Here is a 17,332-nt window from a genome sequence, read left to right as displayed (position 1 = left end):
CGCCCGGCACGTCCATCTCCATGATCCGCCAGCCTTGCGACCGGACGGACCGTTCTGGCCGATCTGATAGGTTCGCGCGGGACAATCCTTGATTGACGTCAAATGCGGACTTCTCAAACTGGATATGGGGCGGATCGGAAAGGTCCGGCCGGGCGCGCGCAGGCGTCCCTCTGGACGCTGCTCAACCCGAGGGGCGGGGTGATCCGCTCGGCAACGGTCTCGCCGAGCGGCCTGTCGGTGGCGCGCTCGATCGCCTCGCGCACGAGCATGTAGCGGAGGGCCTGCCCTTGCCTGGCTCGAACCTCGACCAAGGCGAGGCCGAGCATCCGGTCCCGGCTCCACGGCCTCTCTCCCGGAACGGTCGCCTCAGGGTCGCTCCGCAGCGGACCGTCATCGCGCAGACCGGACCTGTGCGCCAACGGATGCCGAAGGCTGTCGCGATGGCCGCCCACCGGCCTGTCCGGATCCGGCACCCGCGCCTCGGAAAGCAGCGATGGAAGGACATCCTCGCACCGACGGAGCAACGACCGCCAGATGAAGCGTAGGAGCGCGAACCGGGTTAGCGGTGCCGCCAGTCCTCCAGCCGCCAGCCGCCAGTTCTCCGGCCTCCACGAAACCTCCACACAAACTCCGCGGTTCGTCAACGTCGGCATGTCATCTGGCGCAGCAGAACCGATCCGGGATTTCCGACATGACATGCCTGCTTGTTCCAAGGCTCCTTCTGATCTGCTGCCTTGCTGCGGCACCGAACCTCGCTTCGGCGGTCGAGGCCGTGCCCGGGGCGGAACCGGCTGGCGACCAACTGGTCCAGCTGATGGTCGTCACCCTGACGTCTGAACGGATCGTGCTCTCCGACACGATCCCGGGACGCGTCGCGGCGTCGCGGCGGGGGGAGATCCGGCCGCAGGTGGGCGGGATCCTCCTCGAGCGGCGGGTGGAAGAAGGGATGCGGGTCGCGGCCGGAGACGTGCTGTTCCGCATCGACCCCGCGCCGCTGCAAGCGGATCTCGCGACCGCCGAGGCGGGGCTCGCCCGCGCCAGGGCCGCGGAAGCCCTCGCCCGGAACGGTCTGGAACGGTCGGATGCGCTCCTGGCGAGAAACGCCACCAGCAGCGAGAAGAACGACGCGGCGCGCAACGATCTCGCGCAGGCGCAGGCGAACCGCGCCGAAGCGCAGGCCATCCTCGATCGCCGCCGGCTCGATCTGGAATTCGCGACCCTGCGGGCGCCGATCGCGGGCCATGTCGCGGCCGGGCTGGCCGATGTGGGCGCCCTTGCGACGCCCGGCGCCGACCGGGCGCTGGCCGTGGTGCAGGATCTCGACCGCGTCCATGTCGATCTGCGCCTGCCTGCCTCGCGTCTGGCGGCGGTCCGCGCCGCCGCGCTCGAGGAGCCGCGCGGGATCGAGATCCTGATCGAGGGCGACCGGCCCCATGCGCGGCCGGGACGGCTGCAATTCTCGGACGTGAACGTGGATCCGGGCACCGGCACCGTCTCTGTCCGGGTCGAGGTCGAGAACCCGGGCCTCGCGCTCCTGCCGGGCATGTATGTCCGCGCCCGGCTGCCCCGCGGCATCCTGCCCGAGGCGCTGCTCGTGCCCGAGGATGCCGTGCTGCGCGACGGCACAGGCGCGGCGCAGGTCGTGGTCCTGTCGGAGGACGGCCAGGCTGTCCGCCGCAGGGTGACGCTGGGCGATGCCGTGGGCCCACGCGTGGTGGTGACCTCCGGTCTGAAACCCGGCGATGTCATCGCCATTCGCGGGCAGGACCGGGTGGCCGAGGGCGAGCCGGTTCCCGTGGCGGTCAGAACCGCCGACGCCCTCTCCTCCTCCGTCGATCCATAAGGGCGAGCCGATCCCATGTCCCGTTTCTTCATCGACCGCCCGATCTTCGCCGTGGTCATCGCGATCTTCATCGCGCTGGCCGGGCTCGTGGCCATTCCGCAGCTTCCGGTGGCGCGCTTTCCCGATATTGCGCCGCCCAGCATCAGCATCTTCGCCACCTATGCCGGCGCGGACGCCCAGACCGTCGCCGACAGCGTGATCCGCCCCATCGAGAAGGAAGTCTCGAGCGTGCGGAACGTGCTCTATGTCGAATCGACCGCGGATGCGACCGGGGGCGCGAATGTCCTTGTGGTCTTCAAGCCCGGCACCGATCCCGAGATGGCGCAGGTCGATGTCCAGAACCGGCTGAAGAATGCCGAAGCCCTGCTGCCCGAGCCGGTGCGCCGCGCGGGTGTGGGCGTCGAGGCGGCCGAGTCCGGTTTCCTCATGGTCATCACGCTGAAATCGCGCGAGGGCGCGACCGACGAGCTGAGCCTCGGCGAATATCTGTCGCGCAACCTCGCCGAGGAACTCAGGCGCCTCCCCGGTGTGGGGCGGGTGCAGCCCTTCGGATCCGACCGCGCGATGCGGGTCTGGGTCGATCCGGCGAAGCTCGCGGCCTACGGGCTGACCATGACCGACGCGACCGAGGCCATCGCCCGCGACAACGCGCCCACGACGCCGGGCCGTGTCGGCGAAGAGCCGACGGTGCCCGGCACGCGGCTCTCGACGCCGCTGATCCTGCGCGGCCAGCTGACCACGCCAGAGGCCTTCGCCGCCATCCCGCTCCGCGCAGAGGTCGACGGATCGCGGCTGGTGCTAGGCGATGTGGCGCGGGTGGAATCGGGCGCGCAGACGCTGGCCTTCAGCGTCAGCAGCAACGGCAAGCCCGCCGCCGCCGCCGCGATCCAGATGTCGCCCGGCGCCAATGCCGTGCGCACCGCCGCCGCCATCGAGGCGCGGCTGGCCGAACTGCGCCCCGCCCTGCCTGGCGACATGGAACTCGCGATCTCCTACAATACCGCGCCCTTCGTGAAGGTCTCGATCTCCAAGGTGATCAGCACCCTGATCGAGGCCATGGTGCTGGTCTTCTTCGTGATGCTCCTGTTCCTGCAGAACCTGCGCTACACGCTGATCCCGACCCTCGTGGCGCCGATCGCGCTTCTGGGCACCTTCGCCGTCATGGCCGTCGCCGGCTATTCGATCAACGTGCTGACCATGTTCGGCATGGTGCTCGCCATCGGCATCATCGTCGACGATGCCATCGTCGTGGTCGAGAATGTCGAGCGGATCATGACCCGGCAGGGTCTCTCGGCCCGCGACGCCACCCGGCAGGCCATGCAGGAGATCTCGGGCGCCATCGTGGGCATCACGCTCGTCCTCGCGGCCGTCTTCATTCCGATGGGGCTGGCAGGCGGATCGGTGGGCGCGATCTACCGGCAGTTCACCCTGTCGATGGCGGTCTCGATCCTGCTGTCGGCCTTCCTCGCGCTGACGCTGACGCCCGCGCTCTGCGCCACACTCCTGAAGCCCGGAGCGGGTCACGCCACGCGCGGCTTCTTCGGCTGGTTCAACCGCCGGTTCGAGGCGCTGACCGCGCGCTACACCGGCTGGGTCGGCTGGGGGCTGCGCCGCGGCGGGCGGATGCTGGTGCTCTATGCCGCCCTTCTGACGGTGCTGGCGGTGGGCTACCAGCGTCTGCCGACCTCCTTCGTGCCTGACGAGGATCAGGGCAACTTCATGGCCGCCATCGAACTGCCTGCCGGGGCCACGGCCGAGCGCACGCGCGCCATCGTCGCCGCCTACGAGGCCTATACCGCCACGCGCTCCGACATCGTGGAGAATACGGTGATCCTCGGCTTCGGCTTCTCGGGCTCGGGCCCCAATGCGGCGCAGGCCTTCACCAGCCTCAAGGACTGGAGCGAGCGCAGCTCGAGCCTCGACGACGAGATCGCCGCGGCCGAGGCGGCGATGGCCGATGTCCCCGAAGGCACGGTCATGATCCTGAAGTCGCCGGCGATCGAGTCGCTCGGCACCACCTCGGGCTTCTCGCTGCGGCTGGAAGACCGCGCAAACGCAGGCCCCGCCGCCCTGAAGGCGGCCGAGGACCGTCTGATCGCGCTGGCCGCGGAAAGCCCGTTGCTCAGCGACGTGATGTCGGAGGGGCTGCCCGACGGCCCCGGCATCGAACTGCAGCTCGACCGGCCGAAGGCGCAGGCCCTGGGCCTGTCCTTCACCGCCATCAACGACACGATCTCGACCGCCGTCGGCTCGGGCTATGTGAACGACTTTCCGAATGGCGGGGGGCTGCAACAGGGGATCGTGCAGGCCGACGCCCCCGCCCGGATGCATGTGGAGGATGTGCTGCGCCTCGAGGTGCGCAATGCCCAAGGCGGCATGGTGCCGCTCTCCGAGGTGGTCACTCCGGTCTGGACGATGGCGCCGACGCAACTGGAGCGCTACAACGGTTATCCCGCGGCCCGCATCTCGGGCTCGGCCGCACGGGGCATTTCGAGCGGTGCTGCAATGGACGAGATGGAACGGCTGGCGCAGGCGCTGCCGCAGGGCTTCGGGCTGGAATGGACGGGCCAGTCGCTGCAGGAGCGGCAGTCGGCCGGTCAGGCGCCGATGCTGCTCGCAGCCTCGATGCTGGTGGTGTTCCTCGTGCTGGCCGCGCTCTACGAGAGCTGGTCGATCCCGCTCGCGGTCCTGCTCGTGGTGCCGCTGGGCGTGCTGGGCGCGGTCGTGGCGGTGCTGGTGCGCGGCGGCGAGAACGACGTGTTCTTCAAGGTGGGCCTCGTCACCATCATCGGCCTCTCGGCCAAGAACGCCATCCTGATGATCGAGTTCGCCCGCCACCTGCGCGCCCAGGGCGTGGGCCCCTACCGCGCGATCCTTCGCGCCGCCCACCTGCGGCTGCGGCCGATCCTGATGACCTCGCTCGCCTTCATCCTGGGCGTCGTGCCGCTGATGCTGGCGCGCGGCGCCGGGTCCGAGATCCAGAACGCCATCGGCACCGGCGTCTTCGGCGGCATGGTCTCGGCCACGGTGCTGGCGATCTTCTTCATCCCCGTGCTCTATGTCACGGTCAGCCGGATCGGCCGGGGCCTCGCCGCCCCCGGCCTGTCCGCCCCTTCCGCCCGGACTGCAAAGCCATGACCAACGCCCTGATCCTGATCGTGGAAGACGAACCCGAGATCGCCGAGATCCTCGAGACCTATTTCGCCCGCGAAGGGTTCCGCGTGATCTGCGCGGGCGACGGGCCCACGGGCCTTGCCCATCACCAGCGGCTGCGGCCCGATCTGGTGGTGCTCGACATCAAGCTGCCGGGACAGGACGGCTATGAGGTGCTGGCCGCGATCCGGCGCCGGGGCGAGACGCCGGTGATCATGGTCACGGCACTGGCCGAGGATCTGGACAAGCTGCAGGCGCTGCGCATCGGCGCGGACGATTATGTGGTCAAGCCCTTCAACCCGCTCGAAGTGGTGGCCCGGGCGCGGGCGGTGCTGCGCCGCACGCTCGGGCGGGGCCCCGAGACCCTGCTCCGCCTCGGGCCGCTGACGGTCGATCCGCAGGCCCACCGCGCGACGGTCGAGACCGGACGGGGTCCCGTCCCGCTGGATCTGACGCCGACAGAGTTCCGCATCCTTTCCCACATGGCTGGGGCGCCGGGGCGCGCCTTCGCGCGCGCCGATCTCGTCGACGCCTGCCTGCCCGAAGGCGAGGCGCTCGACCGCACCGTGGACAGCCATGTCAGCAAGCTGGCCGCAGCGGGGGCCGACGGAATGCTGACCGGCGTGCGTGGCGTGGGCTACCGTCTGGAGGCGCTCGATGCACCGTGAGCGCGGCGGCGGCAGCCTCAATTCCCGCATCACCCTTGCCATGGTCGGGCTGACGCTCACGGCCTTTGCCGTCGTCTATGTCGGGATGATGGCCTATTTCTTCGTCATCTACGAATGGCTCTATCCGCAGGCCACCCCCGACGAGAGCTGGCGGCTGGGCGATACGGTGATGGTCGGGCTCGTGCTGGGCGTCGGGCTCCTGACGGCCTCGCTCATCGGCTGGCGGCTGGCGCGCCGGATCATCGCGCCGCTCAAGACGGTCGCTGCCGCCGCGCGCCGGATCGCCACGGGCGACTTCTCGGCCCGGGCCGATCTGCCGCCCGGCAGCTTCGGCGAGGCGCGGGATCTGGTGGCCGACTTCAACCGCATGGCCGAGCGCCTGCAACAGGCCGAGACCGAGCTTGCCTATTCCAATTCCGCCATCGCGCACGAGTTGCGCACGCCGCTGACCATCCTGCGCGGGCGGTTGCAGGGGCTGCTCGACGGCGTGTTCGAGCCGGGCCCGCAGGTCTACCGGCGGCTCATCGCGCATGTGGACGACCTGTCCGGCATCGTCGAGGAACTGCGCACGCTCGCGCTGAGCAACGCGGGACAGCTGGATCTGGCCCTGACGCCGGTCGACCTGGCCGCCGAAGCCGGGGCCGCGCTGAGTACGCTCGAGGCCGAGCTGGCCGCGGCGGGCATCGCGGTCACCCGCAGCCTCGATCCGGCGGCCACCCTCGCCGACCGGGCAAGGCTGAGGCAGGCCTTCGTCGCGGTGCTGGAGAACGCCTGCCGCTATGCGCCGCGTGCGCCGGTTCATGTGGAGACATGCGCCGAGGGCGAGGAGGTGGTGTTCCGCTGCACCGACGGCGGGCCGGGCCTGTCCGAGGAGGGCCGCGCCCGTGCCTTCGATCGGTTCTGGCGCGCCGACGCGTCGCGCGGCCGCAGCCTCGGCGGTTCGGGTCTGGGCCTGCCCATCGTGCGCGCCATCGCCCGCGCCCATGACGGCGAGGCGCGGATCCTGACCTCCGACGCACCCGGCCTTGCGGTCGAGATCCGCCTGCCGCGCCGCACATCCCCCCTTTCCGGCTGAGCCCCATGTCCGCTGTTCAAGATACCGCCGCCCTCTACGACGATCTCGCCGCACGTCACGTTTCCCTGCGCCGCGTGCTTGCGCTGTTCGTTCCCTATCGCGGCAGGATCGCCGGGGTGGCGGCGCTGATGATCCTCGCCTCGGCCATCGGGCTGGCCGGTCCCTTCCTGCTGCGCGCCGTGATTGACGTGGCGCTGCCGCAGCACGATCTGACGCTGCTGGTCCAGCTGGTGGCGGGCATGGTCGCGGTGGCGCTGGCCGCAGCCGCGGTGGGGGCGCTGCAGGTGGTGCTGACCGCGCGGATCGGTCAGGCGATCCTGCATGACCTGCGGGTCCGGCTCTATGCCCACCTGCAAAGCCTGTCGCTGCGGTTCTTCGCCGGTACCCGGACGGGCGAGGTCCAGTCGCGCATCGCGGGCGACATCGCCGGGCTTCAATCGCTGATGACCGAGACCGCGAGCGACCTCGGCCGCGCGCTGAGCGCCGTGGCGATGACCGCCGTCGCCATCGTCATCCTCGACTGGCGGCTGGCCCTGTTCGTGCTGCTGATCGTGCCGGGAACGGTGCTGATCAGCCACCGCGTCGCCCACCTGCGCGAGACGCTGACCTGGCAGCGGCAGGCCCGGGCCGCCGATCTGTCGGCGGTGGTGCAGGAAACCCTGTCGGTCCCGGGCGTCATCCTGGCCCGCACCATGGGGCGCGGCCCGCATCTGACGCGGCGCTTCACCCGCATCTCGACCGATCTGGCGCGGCTCGAGGTGCGCTCGAGCACGGCCGGCGAGTGGCAGTGGATGCTGATCGGCTTCGCGCTGGCGGTTCTGCCCGCGCTGACGCTGCTCGCGGGCGGGGTGCTCATGCGCACCGACGACCCGGCCAGCATCGGCACGCTGGTCGCGATGATCGCCCTGCAGGAACAACTCCTCTGGCCGTTCGAGCAATTGCTCGAGATCGGCCGCGACATGCGCAAGGCGCGCGCGCTCTTTGCCCGCATCTTCGAATATCTCGACCGGCCGGTCGAGATCACCGAGCGCGCGGATCCGGTGACCCTGCCGCGCGCCCGGATGCGGGGCGAGGTGCAGCTCGAGGGCGTGACCTTCGCCTATGCCCCGGGCGGCCGCCCCGCTGTCGAGGATGTAAGCCTGACCGTCCCCGCCGGCAGTCATCTCGCCATCGTGGGGCCCACGGGCTCGGGCAAGACAACCCTCGGCTACCTGCTGGCGCGGCTCTACGACGTGGACCGCGGCGCGATCCGCTTCGACGGCGTGGACCTGCGCGACCTGAGCTTCGAGACGCTGACGCAGATGCTGGGCGTGGTGTCGCAGGAGCCCTATCTTCTCCATGCCTCGGTGGCCGAAAACCTGCGCTTCGCCAATCCCGACGCGTCCGAGGCCGAGCTGATCGCCGCCGCCCGGGTGGCGCAGATCCACGATCATCTGGCGGCCCTGCCCGACGGTTACGACACTCTGGTGGGCGAAGGCGGCCATCGCTTCTCGGGCGGCGAGAAGCAGCGTCTGGCGCTCGCCCGGACCATCCTGCGCGATCCGCCGATCCTGCTGCTCGACGAGGCGACGAGTGCCCTCGATACCCGCACGGAGCGGGCCATGTCGCTTGCGCTCGAGGCACTGTCGAAGGGTCGGACCACGATCACGATCGCGCATCGTCTTTCGACGATCCGGCGCGCCGACCGGATAGTCGTGATGCAGGCCGGGCACCTGCTCGAACAAGGCACGCACGACGAACTGGTCGCGCGGGGCGGGCTCTATGCGAACCTTCTTCGCGGGGGATGAACCACCTGAGGGACGGCAACGGGCCACCGAGAATGCCGCCCCCGATGTCCGTCCCCCGCCAGCGCGAGATCTCGGCCGCGGCGACAGTCCCGTGCCATCCGGGGGAAAGAGCCTCGACGCGGGTCGCCTGTCCGGGGAGCCGGTTCAGAAACGCGCCGGCAGCCTCGCGCGCCAGGCTCTTCTGGAACCGTATTGCCCACCCTCCTCGACAAGGCGGGCGATGTGCCCGGACCGGACCAGCTGCTGTGCCGGCACGCGGTTGCAGGTGAGATTTGCCGGCAGCCTTGAGGCCGGACGTGAGTCCCGGATCCCTCGGACGAGGGCCTCTGCCTGATCGGCGCCGAAGCTCTGGCTGGCCCGCATCACCGTCGGGTCGGCATCCGGCAGGCCGGCCCGGATCAGGGCTGGGCCGGCGACCGGGCTCCGGCTGCGGGGGCCGCAGCCTCCGCCGGCGTCTGTCCGGCGGCGTGGCGGAAGCGGGCCTTGGCGCGGTCCACATGGCGGAAGAAGGCCTCCTGCGCCCGGTACTTGTCGCCCGATGCCACTGAATCCACCATCTCGCGGTGCTCGCGGTTCGAAACCGCCAGCCCGCCCGCCTGCAAGAGGCTCGACACCCGGCAGAGATGCAGCTTGTCCACCAGCGACTTGTATTCCGCCATCAGCACACCGTTGCCGGTGAAGCGCATGAGGCGTTCGTGAAAGTCGAGGTTGGCGTGATAATAGCCCTCGAAGTCGCGCTCGGCGGCCAGCGCATCCATCGCCGCGAGCCGCGCATAGAGATCCTCGAGCATCTCGTCGGTCACCCGGTCGGTGAGGATCCGCCCCGCAAGGCCGAAGATCGCCGCCCGCACATCGTAGATCTCGAGCGCCTCCTCGGCCGAGATGGCGCGCACATACATGCCGCGGTTGCGCACCATGGTCACGAGGCCACGCGCCTCGAGCCCGCGCATCGCCTCGCGCAGGGGGCCGCGGCTGGTCCCGAACCGGGCCGAGAGATGAATCTCGTTCAGCCGCTCGCCGGGCTTCAGCTCTCCGGTGAGGATCAGATGCTCGAGCTGCGCCTCGAGGTGGAGGACGAGCGAATCCGCCTCGCGTCCCCCGCCGGCCTGCGCGGCCGCGGCCTCCGCCTTCTGTTCCATCCTGCCTTTTCCTCCCCGGCGGAAAGGGCCCCCGCGCGGGCGGGGGCCGTCCGCTCATCCGGCCATGGCCATCCGGGCCACTTCCCCCGAATCCGCCAGCGATTCAAGCCGCCAGGCCAGATCGAGCAGCCGCGCCGCCGCCTCGTCGCCGATCACGAGGCCCGACTGGACACGGAACTTGTGCTCGATCTCGGCATCCGACAGCGGGCGCTCGCGGCTGCCGATGGCGCGCTCGACATGTTTCGTTACCCGGCTTCCGTCGGCGAAGGTCACGGCGATATCGACCGCGGCCTCGTGGCAGGCGGGATCGGCCACCGCCGTCACCCGGTCGCGCAGCGCCACCAGCTCGGGCAGGTTCACCACCTCGTCGGTGAAGGCGGTGGGCGCCCCGTCGCCGCGCAGGAGCGCGCAGGCGGCCGAGTGATAGACGCTGAACTTGCCCTCGAGCCCGGTGCGCGGGCTGCGCTTGCCGGTCAGCTCCAGCACGAGCGGATGGGTGCGCAGCTCGACCGCCTCGATCTCGCCGACGCGCGCGCCCAGCTCCTCGCGCAGCTGCAGGCAGCCGTCGATGGTCGGATGGATCACGATCCCGCAGGCGAAGGGCTTGTAGCTGTTGAGCGCCGATTCCCAGCGCGTGCCGAGGCCTTCGGTGATCTCGGCATAATCCTGCTTCTCCGACAGCACGTTGGCAAAGCCCCGCGGCGCCTCGATGGCGCGCAGCGAACTGTCGTAGCCCGCTTCGGCCAGCAGCGCCGAGAAGAGCCCGTTCTGCGCGGCCCGGCCGGGGTGGAAGCTCTTGGTCATGGTGCCGAACATCTCGCGCAGGCCCGAGGACTGGGTGGCCGCGAGCCCCATCGCCCAGGCGAGCCGCGTCTCGTCGAGGCCGAGGATCTTGCCCACCGCCGCCGCCGCGCCGAACACGCCCGCAGTGCCGGTGATGTGCCAGCCGCGGTCGTAATGGGCGGGATAGACCGAATTGCCGATCCGGCATTCGACCTCGATCCCCACGATGAGCGCGGTCAGGAAATCCTCGCCCGAGATCGGCTGCCGTTCGGCCAGCGCCAGAAGCGCCGAGGCGACCGGGCCCGCGGGATGGATGATCGTCTTGAGATGCGTGTCGTCATAATCGAGCACATGCGAGCTGATGCCGTTCACGAGCGCCGCATGGAGCGCATCGAGCCGCTCGGTGCGGCCGAGCACGCCCGACGTGGCCGGGCCCGAGAAGGGCAGCGTCGCCGCCAGCGCCCGGTCGACCGTCTCGTGCCGGGCACCGCCCACCGCGCAGCCGAGCCAGTTCACGAAGGTACGCAGCCCCTCGCGGCGGACCTCGGCGGGGATGTCCGCGCCCTTCAGCGAGACGATCCAGCGGCAGAGGGTTTCGGTCACTCCCTCGGTCTGGACGGGGGCGGGACGGCTTTGCTGGTTCATCGGGATCTCCATGCTGCGAACGCGCCCCTCCGGGCGCCGATGCCGCCGACAATAGGCGGCGAATTCGGCCCCTGCAATCGCAAACTGTCAACACTTTTTGACCCACCCCGGCGCGCCCGGCCGGGGCCGCGGCTCCTCCCGACCCGGATCGGGGAGGATCGAGTAGGCGTTTCTCAACCGGATCGGATCTTCAAGCTCGGGAGCGGAGCACGCCGCCTTCCCCGTCCCGCATTGCAGGGTCGAAACGCGGCGCAGCCGAGTTCACGGTAACCGCCAGGTCAGCCGCCCCTCGCCACCGCGCTGGAACCGTTGGCTAGATCCGACACAATCGCTCCCGGCCTTCCGTCGCGTTCGATCAGTGACATCAGCTCGCGCGCAGCGCTGCGGCCCGAGCTCGACGTGTCGACACGCGGCACTCCTTCGTCTCGTCGTCCAGCAGACGGGGGAATGCGCCTCGGCCCGGCGCTTCGGCTCTCCTCCTGACCTGCCCTGCGGCGGGCCGCACATGTCCACAGGCTTCGGCCCTTGCGCCCCGGCCCTCCGCGGGCCGGCGGTCTGCTCTACGCGGCCATCGCCTCCGCAACTTCCTCAAATGCACTGCACCGGAGAGCTTCCGGATGCGGAACCGGTGAGGATTTGTTCATACGGTTGGACAATAACTGACCCGGGCCGGAAGGACCGGATCCGCGCGGAAGATGCCGCCGAAAGGAGCATTCTGAGAATGAAGGAAATTGGAAAGCTATACGAAGCCGATGGACGCTACGAATTTCGCGTGGACGACATGTCTCTCATCGTCCGCGGGGACCATCCGGAATGGGTAATGCAGGCGGCCAGTGAAGTCGTATCGAAGACCGCCCGTCTCGAGGGAGAAAGCCGCATCGACGAGCTCGAGGCCCTGATCGAATTCGAAGGGGCGAGCCAGATCGAAGTGGATAGTGCGAAATACGCGCAGAAGGAGCGGTTCGAGACGATCCCCCAATGCATCGTGACGATCGGAAAGATGGATTACCGCTGGGCTGCACCTGAAGGGCGCGAGAAGCACGCCTGTGAATTCAGCGGCAACCCCTACCGCCGCATTCACGACATGTCGATGACGTTCCACGACTCGTTCCTGCAGAACGAGAACGGCGTCGAGACTTCCGAGAAGTAACAGCTTCAAAGCGAGACACACGATATGGAAATCATTCCCTTTGGCAGCGCCGACCTCGACAACATCCTTGCCCGCGAGCCGCAGCGGGCCGAGTATCTCCCGTTCGGCGCCGTCCTGCTGGACCGCTCCGGCACGATCCTGAAATACAACAGGGCCGAGGGTGGCATCGCCAACCGCAATCCGGCCGACGTGATCGGAAAGAACTTCTTCAGCGAGATCGCGCCCTGCGCCAAGGGCAAGCGCTTTCACGGCGAATTCCTGCGCTTTCACCAGACCGGGCAGGTCAATGTGATGTTCGATTACAAGTTCGCCTACAAGGGCGCCAATGTCGGCGTGAAGATCCACATGAAGTCGCAGCCCGACGGCCAGAGCTGCTGGCTCTTCGTCAAGCGGGTCTGAGCGGATCTGGCGTCATGACCCGGGGCAGTGCGGGCAGTTTCGAGGCGACCGTGGACCCGGAGTTGCTGGTGCTGCTCGGGCGCCGCGCGCCGGATCCGCATTGCTCCGAAGTCGCGGGGCCTCACGGCCCACGGCGGCCTTGCCCTGCCGGAGGCGAAGGACCTCCCGATCTCCCCTGGAGCCGCATCAGCCTGCGGTGTGACGGAAAGCTGCCGCTGAGCTTCACCGGCGTCCCGATCCTCGCCTGCGATGCCGAGGCAGGCGATCCGCAAGACCTCGGCTGCCGCGCGAAGCGCCTCTTCCGCCTCTATCTGTCCCAGGACCAGCGCCTCGTCGCCCATCTCGCGGTCCTGCCGCACGAGGACCTTCCCGCACGACCCATTCATCGTGCGGGCTATATCGCCGAACTTGAGGAACTCACTCGCTTTCTGACCGAAAACGATCCCTCCGACTGTGCCCTGGCGACACCGGCGCAAGGTGCAGACGGACAGCTCGATGCCCTTTGGACGGCCCTGCGCCTGTCTCTGCCACTGGCGGCACACGGTTGCGCAGGCCCGTCCCTTCACACCGACGGAGGACACTCATGAACGTAATGAATGCGGCTGGAAACTCGGCCTACGACGCGCCCCAGCCGCTCACCTCCAGGCCGGACAATCCGATGCTCGGCCTGCCCCGCGATCACAAGATCCGGCGCATGGGCGCGCGTCCGCTTCTCTTCCGCGGGGCGGAACTCGCGATGTGCATGAGCTTCACCCCGGAACTGCCCTACTGGTACGAGATGAACATCTACCGGACCGAGCAGCAGACCTTCGTGCTGGCGATCCGTCTCTTCTTCCAGTCCGACAGCGAACGCGACCGCGTCCGGGCCTGGGAGTTCGATACGCTGCCGGCCCTCTTCAGCCAGATCGAGACCTATGATGCGGCGCAGGACGTCCGGTTCGACTTCACCGGCGACATCGCCAGGATGTCGGCCGCCGAACTGGCAGCGCAATCGCTCGACCTCGCCGCCCGGGTGGCGGCAGCGCGCCTCCATTTCGCGGGCCTCGCCGGGGAACTGTTCGCCGAGATGGACGCCGCAGCCTAGGAGGCCGGGACATGACAGCTGAGGTGCCTCCGGCCTTAAGGGATCGGGTACTCGACCGGGAGGCGATCGGGCGCCTCTGTGTCTCCCTGATCGCGTCCGAGCAGCAGGACTTGCTGCGCGAAGGGCGCGTCGGTCATCACCAGATGATCGGCGCGCGCCTTCTTACGGCAGGGCATCCGTCGCCCGACGACCTGCTGATCGACGAAGACACGCTGGGGCTCGACAGCCTGCTCATGCTCTCGCTCGTCACCCGCGTGGCGGGCTTCTTCCATCTGTCGGATACCAACACCGAGGATTATCTACTCGTGCGGCGCCGCCTCGGAGAGTGGGTGGATCTGATCGATCATCATCACACCCTGATGGGGCCAAACGCGCGCTTCACCTTCTCGACCTCGGGGAGCATCGCGGGACCGAAGTCGGTGACGCACGGTGCCGCCGCACTGCTCTCGGAAGGGGAGGCCCTCGCGAAGATCCTGACGGAGCGGCCTCCCGAGGTGCGCCGCGTTCTGTCCTGCGTTCCGCCGCACCACATCTACGGCTTCCTCTGGTCCTGCCTGCTTCCCTCCCGCCTCGGTCTCGAGGCGAAGCAACTGGCAAACCTCTCCGCTTCCGGCATCATGCGGCACGCACGCTCCGGCGATCTGGTGGCGGGCACGCCCTTCATCTGGGAGCAGTTCGCGGATCTGGACTACCGGCTGCCCGGCGACGTGGTCGGAGTAACCTCCGGCGCGCCCTCGACGGCGGAGACATGGCGATGCGCCTGCGCGCTCGGCCCGGCCCGGATGCTGGACATCTATGGCTCGACCGAGACCGGGGGCATCGGCTGGCGCGAGAGCCGGGACGGCCCCTTCCGGACCCTGCCTGATCTCACCCGCCTTCATGACACGTTGAGCAGGCTGGGCAGGCGGCTGGACCTGCAGGACGAGATCGCCTGGGACGAGGACGGCGGCTTCACAATTCTCGGCCGCAAGGACGAGATCCTGCAGGTCGCGGGATCGAACGTCTCTCCCGCCGCGGTCCGAGAGATCCTGCTCCGGAATCCGCGTGTCCGGGATGCGGCGGTGCGGCTCGACGGACGCAGGCTGAAGGCCGTGATCTCGGTGGCGGAGGGCGCTGACGAGGCAGAGCTCGAGATCGAACTGCGTGCAATCGCTGCACGACATCTTCCGGCGCCTGCTCGGCCGGACCGGTTCCTCTTCGCCGCGCAACTCCCGCGCACAGATCTGGGAAAGATGGCGGACTGGTAGACACCAAATGTGGCACCACGCGCAACATGTGGCAGATGATCCGGGACGTCGGAGCCGAACGGGTCGGGATCGACTGCATGCTGGCGGCAGGCCGGCAGCTCCCTGGCTTTGCGGACAGAGGCCGATCCTGGGCCGCGCGCGGCCCGGCGGAGGTCAGGGTTGCCGGCAGCCGGGCTGCGCCGTCCGGCAGACGGCAGCGCGGCGCAGGCACCCTGCTCCGTCAGCGCCGGGCGGCGGGCCACATGCGCGCGAACACCCCGTCCCGGCGCACGAGCGCATCATGGAGCGCCGCGCCCGCATGCAGCAGGACAAGCGCGATCAGCGCGTAGGCGGCCGCCTCGTGCATCGCGCTTGCGGCGGAGCCCAGCGCCTCGCGCTTGGGAAGCCGCGGCAGGCCGAGCGCATCCCAGCCCTCCAGCGGAAAGCCTCCGGCTGTGACCCGGACGAAGCCCGACGCCACCATCAGGAGCAGGAGCGCATAGAGCATCCCATGGGAGATCCGGGCCATCCGCGCCTGCCACGCGGGCACCGAGGCCGGCAGAGGCGGCGGCGGATTCGCGCGGCGATAGGCGAGGCGGATCAGCATCAGCACGCCCACCACCAGCCCCGCATTCTTGTGAAAGAGGAACAGCATGTCCTGCACCGGGCGCGGCAGACCCTCGGTCGTCATGATCAACCCGGCGGGGATCATGCAGAAAACGATCAGGGCGACCGTCCAGTGCAGGAAGCGGGCGGCGGGCCGGTAGGCATCGGTCATCGCGGCTCTCCTCTTTCGGCCTAGTGTGCGCCATCCGGTCCGCTGGCGCCAGACCTTCGGAGGTCGGACCGGACCCACGCTCGCAGGATCTGCCGCACGAGACAGGCCGTGCAAGGAACAGGATCCCGGCCGCCGACTTCACCGCCGCGGCCGTGCCGCAGGGGCCCCTTTCCGCATCCTCGCCGTCGTCATGCAGAAGAACCCTTTCGCCATCGCCTCGCTGCCGGCCAATCCGGGGCGCCGCCCAGATCTGCCGGGCGAGCGGATCGGCATGGCGCCGCCGGAGAGCAAGGCGCGACCTCTGCAGCCGCCCCCGCCAGTCCCGCGCGAGCGGTCGCCGCGATCCCTCCTTCGGCCCGAGGAGCGAGCCCCATCCACAAGTGGAAGCTCACCGGGTCGTGCCCTGCAAGACGCGCTCTGCACGCCCGCGGACAGGATCCGGGCGGGGACCGGCCCTGCCCGGCTTGACGCCGCGCGGGCGCCGCCTACACCGCAGGGGATGGATCCCGCGCCCGAGCCCGCTCCGCCTCGCCTGCCCCATGGCCCCGGCCGGGGCGTGATGGCAGCCTTTCTCGCGCTGGGGCTTTGGCATCTCGCACTCGTCTGGCTCGTGGGACATCGGCTGGGCGGAAGTGCTGCGGCGCTGGCCCTGGCGATCTTCGCCGCGGTTCTGGCCATCGCCGGGCTCTCTCTCCGGGAGCGCTATCCCCATGCGCGGCTCGGGCTCTGCAATGCGGTGACGCAGCTTCGCGCGGCCCTTGTGGCGGTTATCGCGGTGCCCCTCGCCGCCCCCGGCGTGCTGAACGAAGAGAGCGCGCTCGCCTGGACGACCGTGGCGCTGGCGGCGCTGGCGCTGGCTCTCGACGGGCTCGACGGGTGGCTTGCACGCCGGGCGGGGCTCGTCTCCGCGTTCGGCGCGCGCTTCGACATGGAGGTGGACGCGCTTTTCGCGCTGACGCTTGCGCTCCTCGTCGCGCAGGGTGGCAAGGTGGGCCTCTGGGTGCTGGCGCTGGCAGGGATGCGCTATGCCTTCGTGGCGGCGGCCCGGATCTGGCCCTGGCTCGCGACCCCGCTGCCCGAGAGCCGGCCGCGCAAGCTCGTCTGCGTGATCCAGATCGCGAGCCTGATCGCGATCCTCGCGCCGCCCGTGGCAAGCGGCGCGGCGGTGCCTCTGGCGGCGGCGGCGCTCGCGCTGCTCCTGTGGTCCTTCGGCCGCGACGTGGCATGGCTCGCGCGGCGCTGAGCCTCCTCCTGCTCGGCCTTGTGCTGGCGCTGCCCGGCCACCCGTCGGGCGCGTGGCGCTTTCCGCTCGAGCTTCCGGCGCTGGTGGCGCTTCTGGCGCTGCGACCGGGGCGCGCGCGGGGTCTGCGGGCGGTGCTGGTTGCGGCTCTCGGAGCGGCCACGGTGCTGAAGGCGCTCGATCTCGCCCTGCAGCTGGCGTTCGGGCGCCCGTTCGATCCGGTGGCGGACCTGCCGCTCCTCGCCTCGGCCCTCGATCTGGGCGAGGGGGCGCTGGGGGCGGGGCGGGCCCTGCTGGCCGCGGTGCTGCTCGGGGCCGTGCTGGCCGGTCTGGCGGCGGGTCTCTGGTGGGCGAGCGGGGTC

General features: G+C 69.7%; 14 protein-coding genes and 1 pseudogene. 12 read left to right on the top strand and 3 right to left on the bottom strand.

Features of this window, described 5'->3' with window-relative positions:
- Window positions 1-691 precede the first annotated feature (691 nt).
- Genes A9O63_RS12745 through A9O63_RS12725 form a run of 5 tightly spaced genes read left to right on the top strand, consistent with a single transcriptional unit; the run spans window position 692 to window position 8,526 of the window.
- Window positions 692-1,843, top strand: coding sequence for an efflux RND transporter periplasmic adaptor subunit (locus A9O63_RS12745; protein ID WP_069332275.1), 1,152 nt, complete (start codon window positions 692-694; stop codon window positions 1,841-1,843).
- A 15-nt stretch (window positions 1,844-1,858) separates the two neighbouring features.
- Complete coding sequence (locus A9O63_RS12740; RefSeq protein WP_069332274.1) at window positions 1,859-4,981, top strand: multidrug efflux RND transporter permease subunit; 3,123 nt, start codon at window positions 1,859-1,861, stop codon at window positions 4,979-4,981.
- On the top strand, window positions 4,978-5,664 hold the full coding sequence (locus A9O63_RS12735; RefSeq protein ID WP_069332273.1) for a response regulator: 687 nt from the start codon (window positions 4,978-4,980) through the stop codon (window positions 5,662-5,664). Before A9O63_RS12740 ends, A9O63_RS12735 begins: the two co-directional genes overlap by 4 nt.
- Window positions 5,654-6,739: an ATP-binding protein gene (locus A9O63_RS12730; RefSeq protein ID WP_069332272.1), complete on the top strand. Its 1,086-nt coding sequence runs from the start codon at window positions 5,654-5,656 to the stop codon at window positions 6,737-6,739. Before A9O63_RS12735 ends, A9O63_RS12730 begins: the two co-directional genes overlap by 11 nt.
- A 5-nt stretch (window positions 6,740-6,744) precedes the next feature.
- Window positions 6,745-8,526: an ABC transporter ATP-binding protein gene (locus A9O63_RS12725; RefSeq protein WP_069332271.1), complete on the top strand. Its 1,782-nt coding sequence runs from the start codon at window positions 6,745-6,747 to the stop codon at window positions 8,524-8,526.
- 398 nt (window positions 8,527-8,924) lie between these two features.
- Here A9O63_RS12725 and A9O63_RS12720 read toward each other — a convergent pair whose 3' ends face one another.
- Both A9O63_RS12720 and A9O63_RS12715 read right to left on the bottom strand, forming a co-directional pair.
- A complete protein-coding gene (locus A9O63_RS12720) occupies window positions 8,925-9,665 on the bottom strand; it encodes an FCD domain-containing protein (RefSeq protein WP_069332270.1) in 741 nt (246 codons plus the stop codon).
- Between the two features lie 54 nt (window positions 9,666-9,719).
- Complete coding sequence (locus A9O63_RS12715) at window positions 9,720-11,093, bottom strand: MmgE/PrpD family protein (RefSeq protein ID WP_069332286.1); 1,374 nt, start codon at window positions 11,091-11,093, stop codon at window positions 9,720-9,722.
- A gap of 721 nt (window positions 11,094-11,814) precedes the next feature.
- Between A9O63_RS12715 and A9O63_RS12710 the strand changes: the two genes are divergently transcribed.
- Genes A9O63_RS12710 through pcl form a run of 5 tightly spaced genes read left to right on the top strand, consistent with a single transcriptional unit; the run spans window position 11,815 to window position 14,973 of the window.
- Window positions 11,815-12,243: a hypothetical protein gene (locus tag A9O63_RS12710; protein ID WP_069332269.1), complete on the top strand. Its 429-nt coding sequence runs from the start codon at window positions 11,815-11,817 to the stop codon at window positions 12,241-12,243.
- Between the two features lie 24 nt (window positions 12,244-12,267).
- A complete protein-coding gene (pyp, locus tag A9O63_RS12705; protein ID WP_069332268.1) occupies window positions 12,268-12,642 on the top strand; it encodes a photoactive yellow protein in 375 nt (124 codons plus the stop codon).
- Window positions 12,643-12,656: 14 nt separating this feature from the next.
- Window positions 12,657-13,229: a hypothetical protein gene (locus A9O63_RS22180; protein ID WP_084295868.1), complete on the top strand. Its 573-nt coding sequence runs from the start codon at window positions 12,657-12,659 to the stop codon at window positions 13,227-13,229.
- The gene (locus A9O63_RS12695; RefSeq protein WP_069332266.1) at window positions 13,226-13,726 is read left to right on the top strand and encodes a hypothetical protein; all 501 of its coding nucleotides are present in this window, start codon (window positions 13,226-13,228) and stop codon (window positions 13,724-13,726) included. The genes A9O63_RS22180 and A9O63_RS12695 overlap by 4 nt, the downstream gene beginning before the upstream one ends.
- Before the next feature lie 11 nt (window positions 13,727-13,737).
- Window positions 13,738-14,973, top strand: a complete 1,236-nt coding sequence (gene pcl, locus A9O63_RS12690; protein WP_069332265.1) for a 4-coumarate--CoA ligase — start codon at window positions 13,738-13,740, stop codon at window positions 14,971-14,973.
- A 220-nt stretch (window positions 14,974-15,193) separates the two neighbouring features.
- Here the strand turns inward: pcl and A9O63_RS12685 are convergent, their stop codons facing one another.
- Window positions 15,194-15,730 carry a cytochrome b gene (locus A9O63_RS12685; protein ID WP_069332264.1) on the bottom strand — a complete coding sequence of 179 codons (537 nt, stop codon included), beginning with the start codon at window positions 15,728-15,730 and terminating at the stop codon, window positions 15,194-15,196.
- 559 nt (window positions 15,731-16,289) lie between these two features.
- Between A9O63_RS12685 and A9O63_RS12680 the strand changes: the two genes are divergently transcribed.
- Together A9O63_RS12680 and A9O63_RS12675 are read left to right on the top strand one after the other, a co-directional pair.
- Window positions 16,290-16,973 carry a CDP-alcohol phosphatidyltransferase family protein gene (locus A9O63_RS12680; RefSeq protein WP_069332263.1) on the top strand — a complete coding sequence of 228 codons (684 nt, stop codon included), beginning with the start codon at window positions 16,290-16,292 and terminating at the stop codon, window positions 16,971-16,973.
- Window positions 16,955-17,332 (top strand): annotated as a pseudogene (locus A9O63_RS12675) (sulfatase); the annotation flags it as partial. The gene A9O63_RS12680 and the pseudogene A9O63_RS12675, both read left to right, overlap by 19 nt.

It is taken from the genome of Cereibacter johrii (assembly GCF_001720585.1).
Classification (GTDB): Bacteria; Pseudomonadota; Alphaproteobacteria; order Rhodobacterales; family Rhodobacteraceae; genus Cereibacter_A; species Cereibacter_A johrii.
This window is presented reverse-complemented; position numbering and strand designations above follow the sequence as displayed.

Coding starts and splice junctions, on each gene's coding strand:
- A9O63_RS12745 (WP_069332275.1), top strand. CDS start 692: ATGACATGCCTGCTTGTTCCAAGGCTCCTTCTGATCTGCTGCCTTGCT.
- A9O63_RS12740 (WP_069332274.1), top strand. CDS start 1,859: ATGTCCCGTTTCTTCATCGACCGCCCGATCTTCGCCGTGGTCATCGCG.
- A9O63_RS12735 (WP_069332273.1), top strand. CDS start 4,978: ATGACCAACGCCCTGATCCTGATCGTGGAAGACGAACCCGAGATCGCC.
- A9O63_RS12730 (WP_069332272.1), top strand. CDS start 5,654: ATGCACCGTGAGCGCGGCGGCGGCAGCCTCAATTCCCGCATCACCCTT.
- A9O63_RS12725 (WP_069332271.1), top strand. CDS start 6,745: ATGTCCGCTGTTCAAGATACCGCCGCCCTCTACGACGATCTCGCCGCA.
- A9O63_RS12720 (WP_069332270.1), bottom strand. CDS start 9,665: ATGGAACAGAAGGCGGAGGCCGCGGCCGCGCAGGCCGGCGGGGGACGC.
- A9O63_RS12715 (WP_069332286.1), bottom strand. CDS start 11,093: ATGAACCAGCAAAGCCGTCCCGCCCCCGTCCAGACCGAGGGAGTGACC.
- A9O63_RS12710 (WP_069332269.1), top strand. CDS start 11,815: ATGAAGGAAATTGGAAAGCTATACGAAGCCGATGGACGCTACGAATTT.
- pyp (WP_069332268.1), top strand. CDS start 12,268: ATGGAAATCATTCCCTTTGGCAGCGCCGACCTCGACAACATCCTTGCC.
- A9O63_RS22180 (WP_084295868.1), top strand. CDS start 12,657: ATGACCCGGGGCAGTGCGGGCAGTTTCGAGGCGACCGTGGACCCGGAG.
- A9O63_RS12695 (WP_069332266.1), top strand. CDS start 13,226: ATGAACGTAATGAATGCGGCTGGAAACTCGGCCTACGACGCGCCCCAG.
- pcl (WP_069332265.1), top strand. CDS start 13,738: ATGACAGCTGAGGTGCCTCCGGCCTTAAGGGATCGGGTACTCGACCGG.
- A9O63_RS12685 (WP_069332264.1), bottom strand. CDS start 15,730: ATGACCGATGCCTACCGGCCCGCCGCCCGCTTCCTGCACTGGACGGTC.
- A9O63_RS12680 (WP_069332263.1), top strand. CDS start 16,290: ATGGCAGCCTTTCTCGCGCTGGGGCTTTGGCATCTCGCACTCGTCTGG.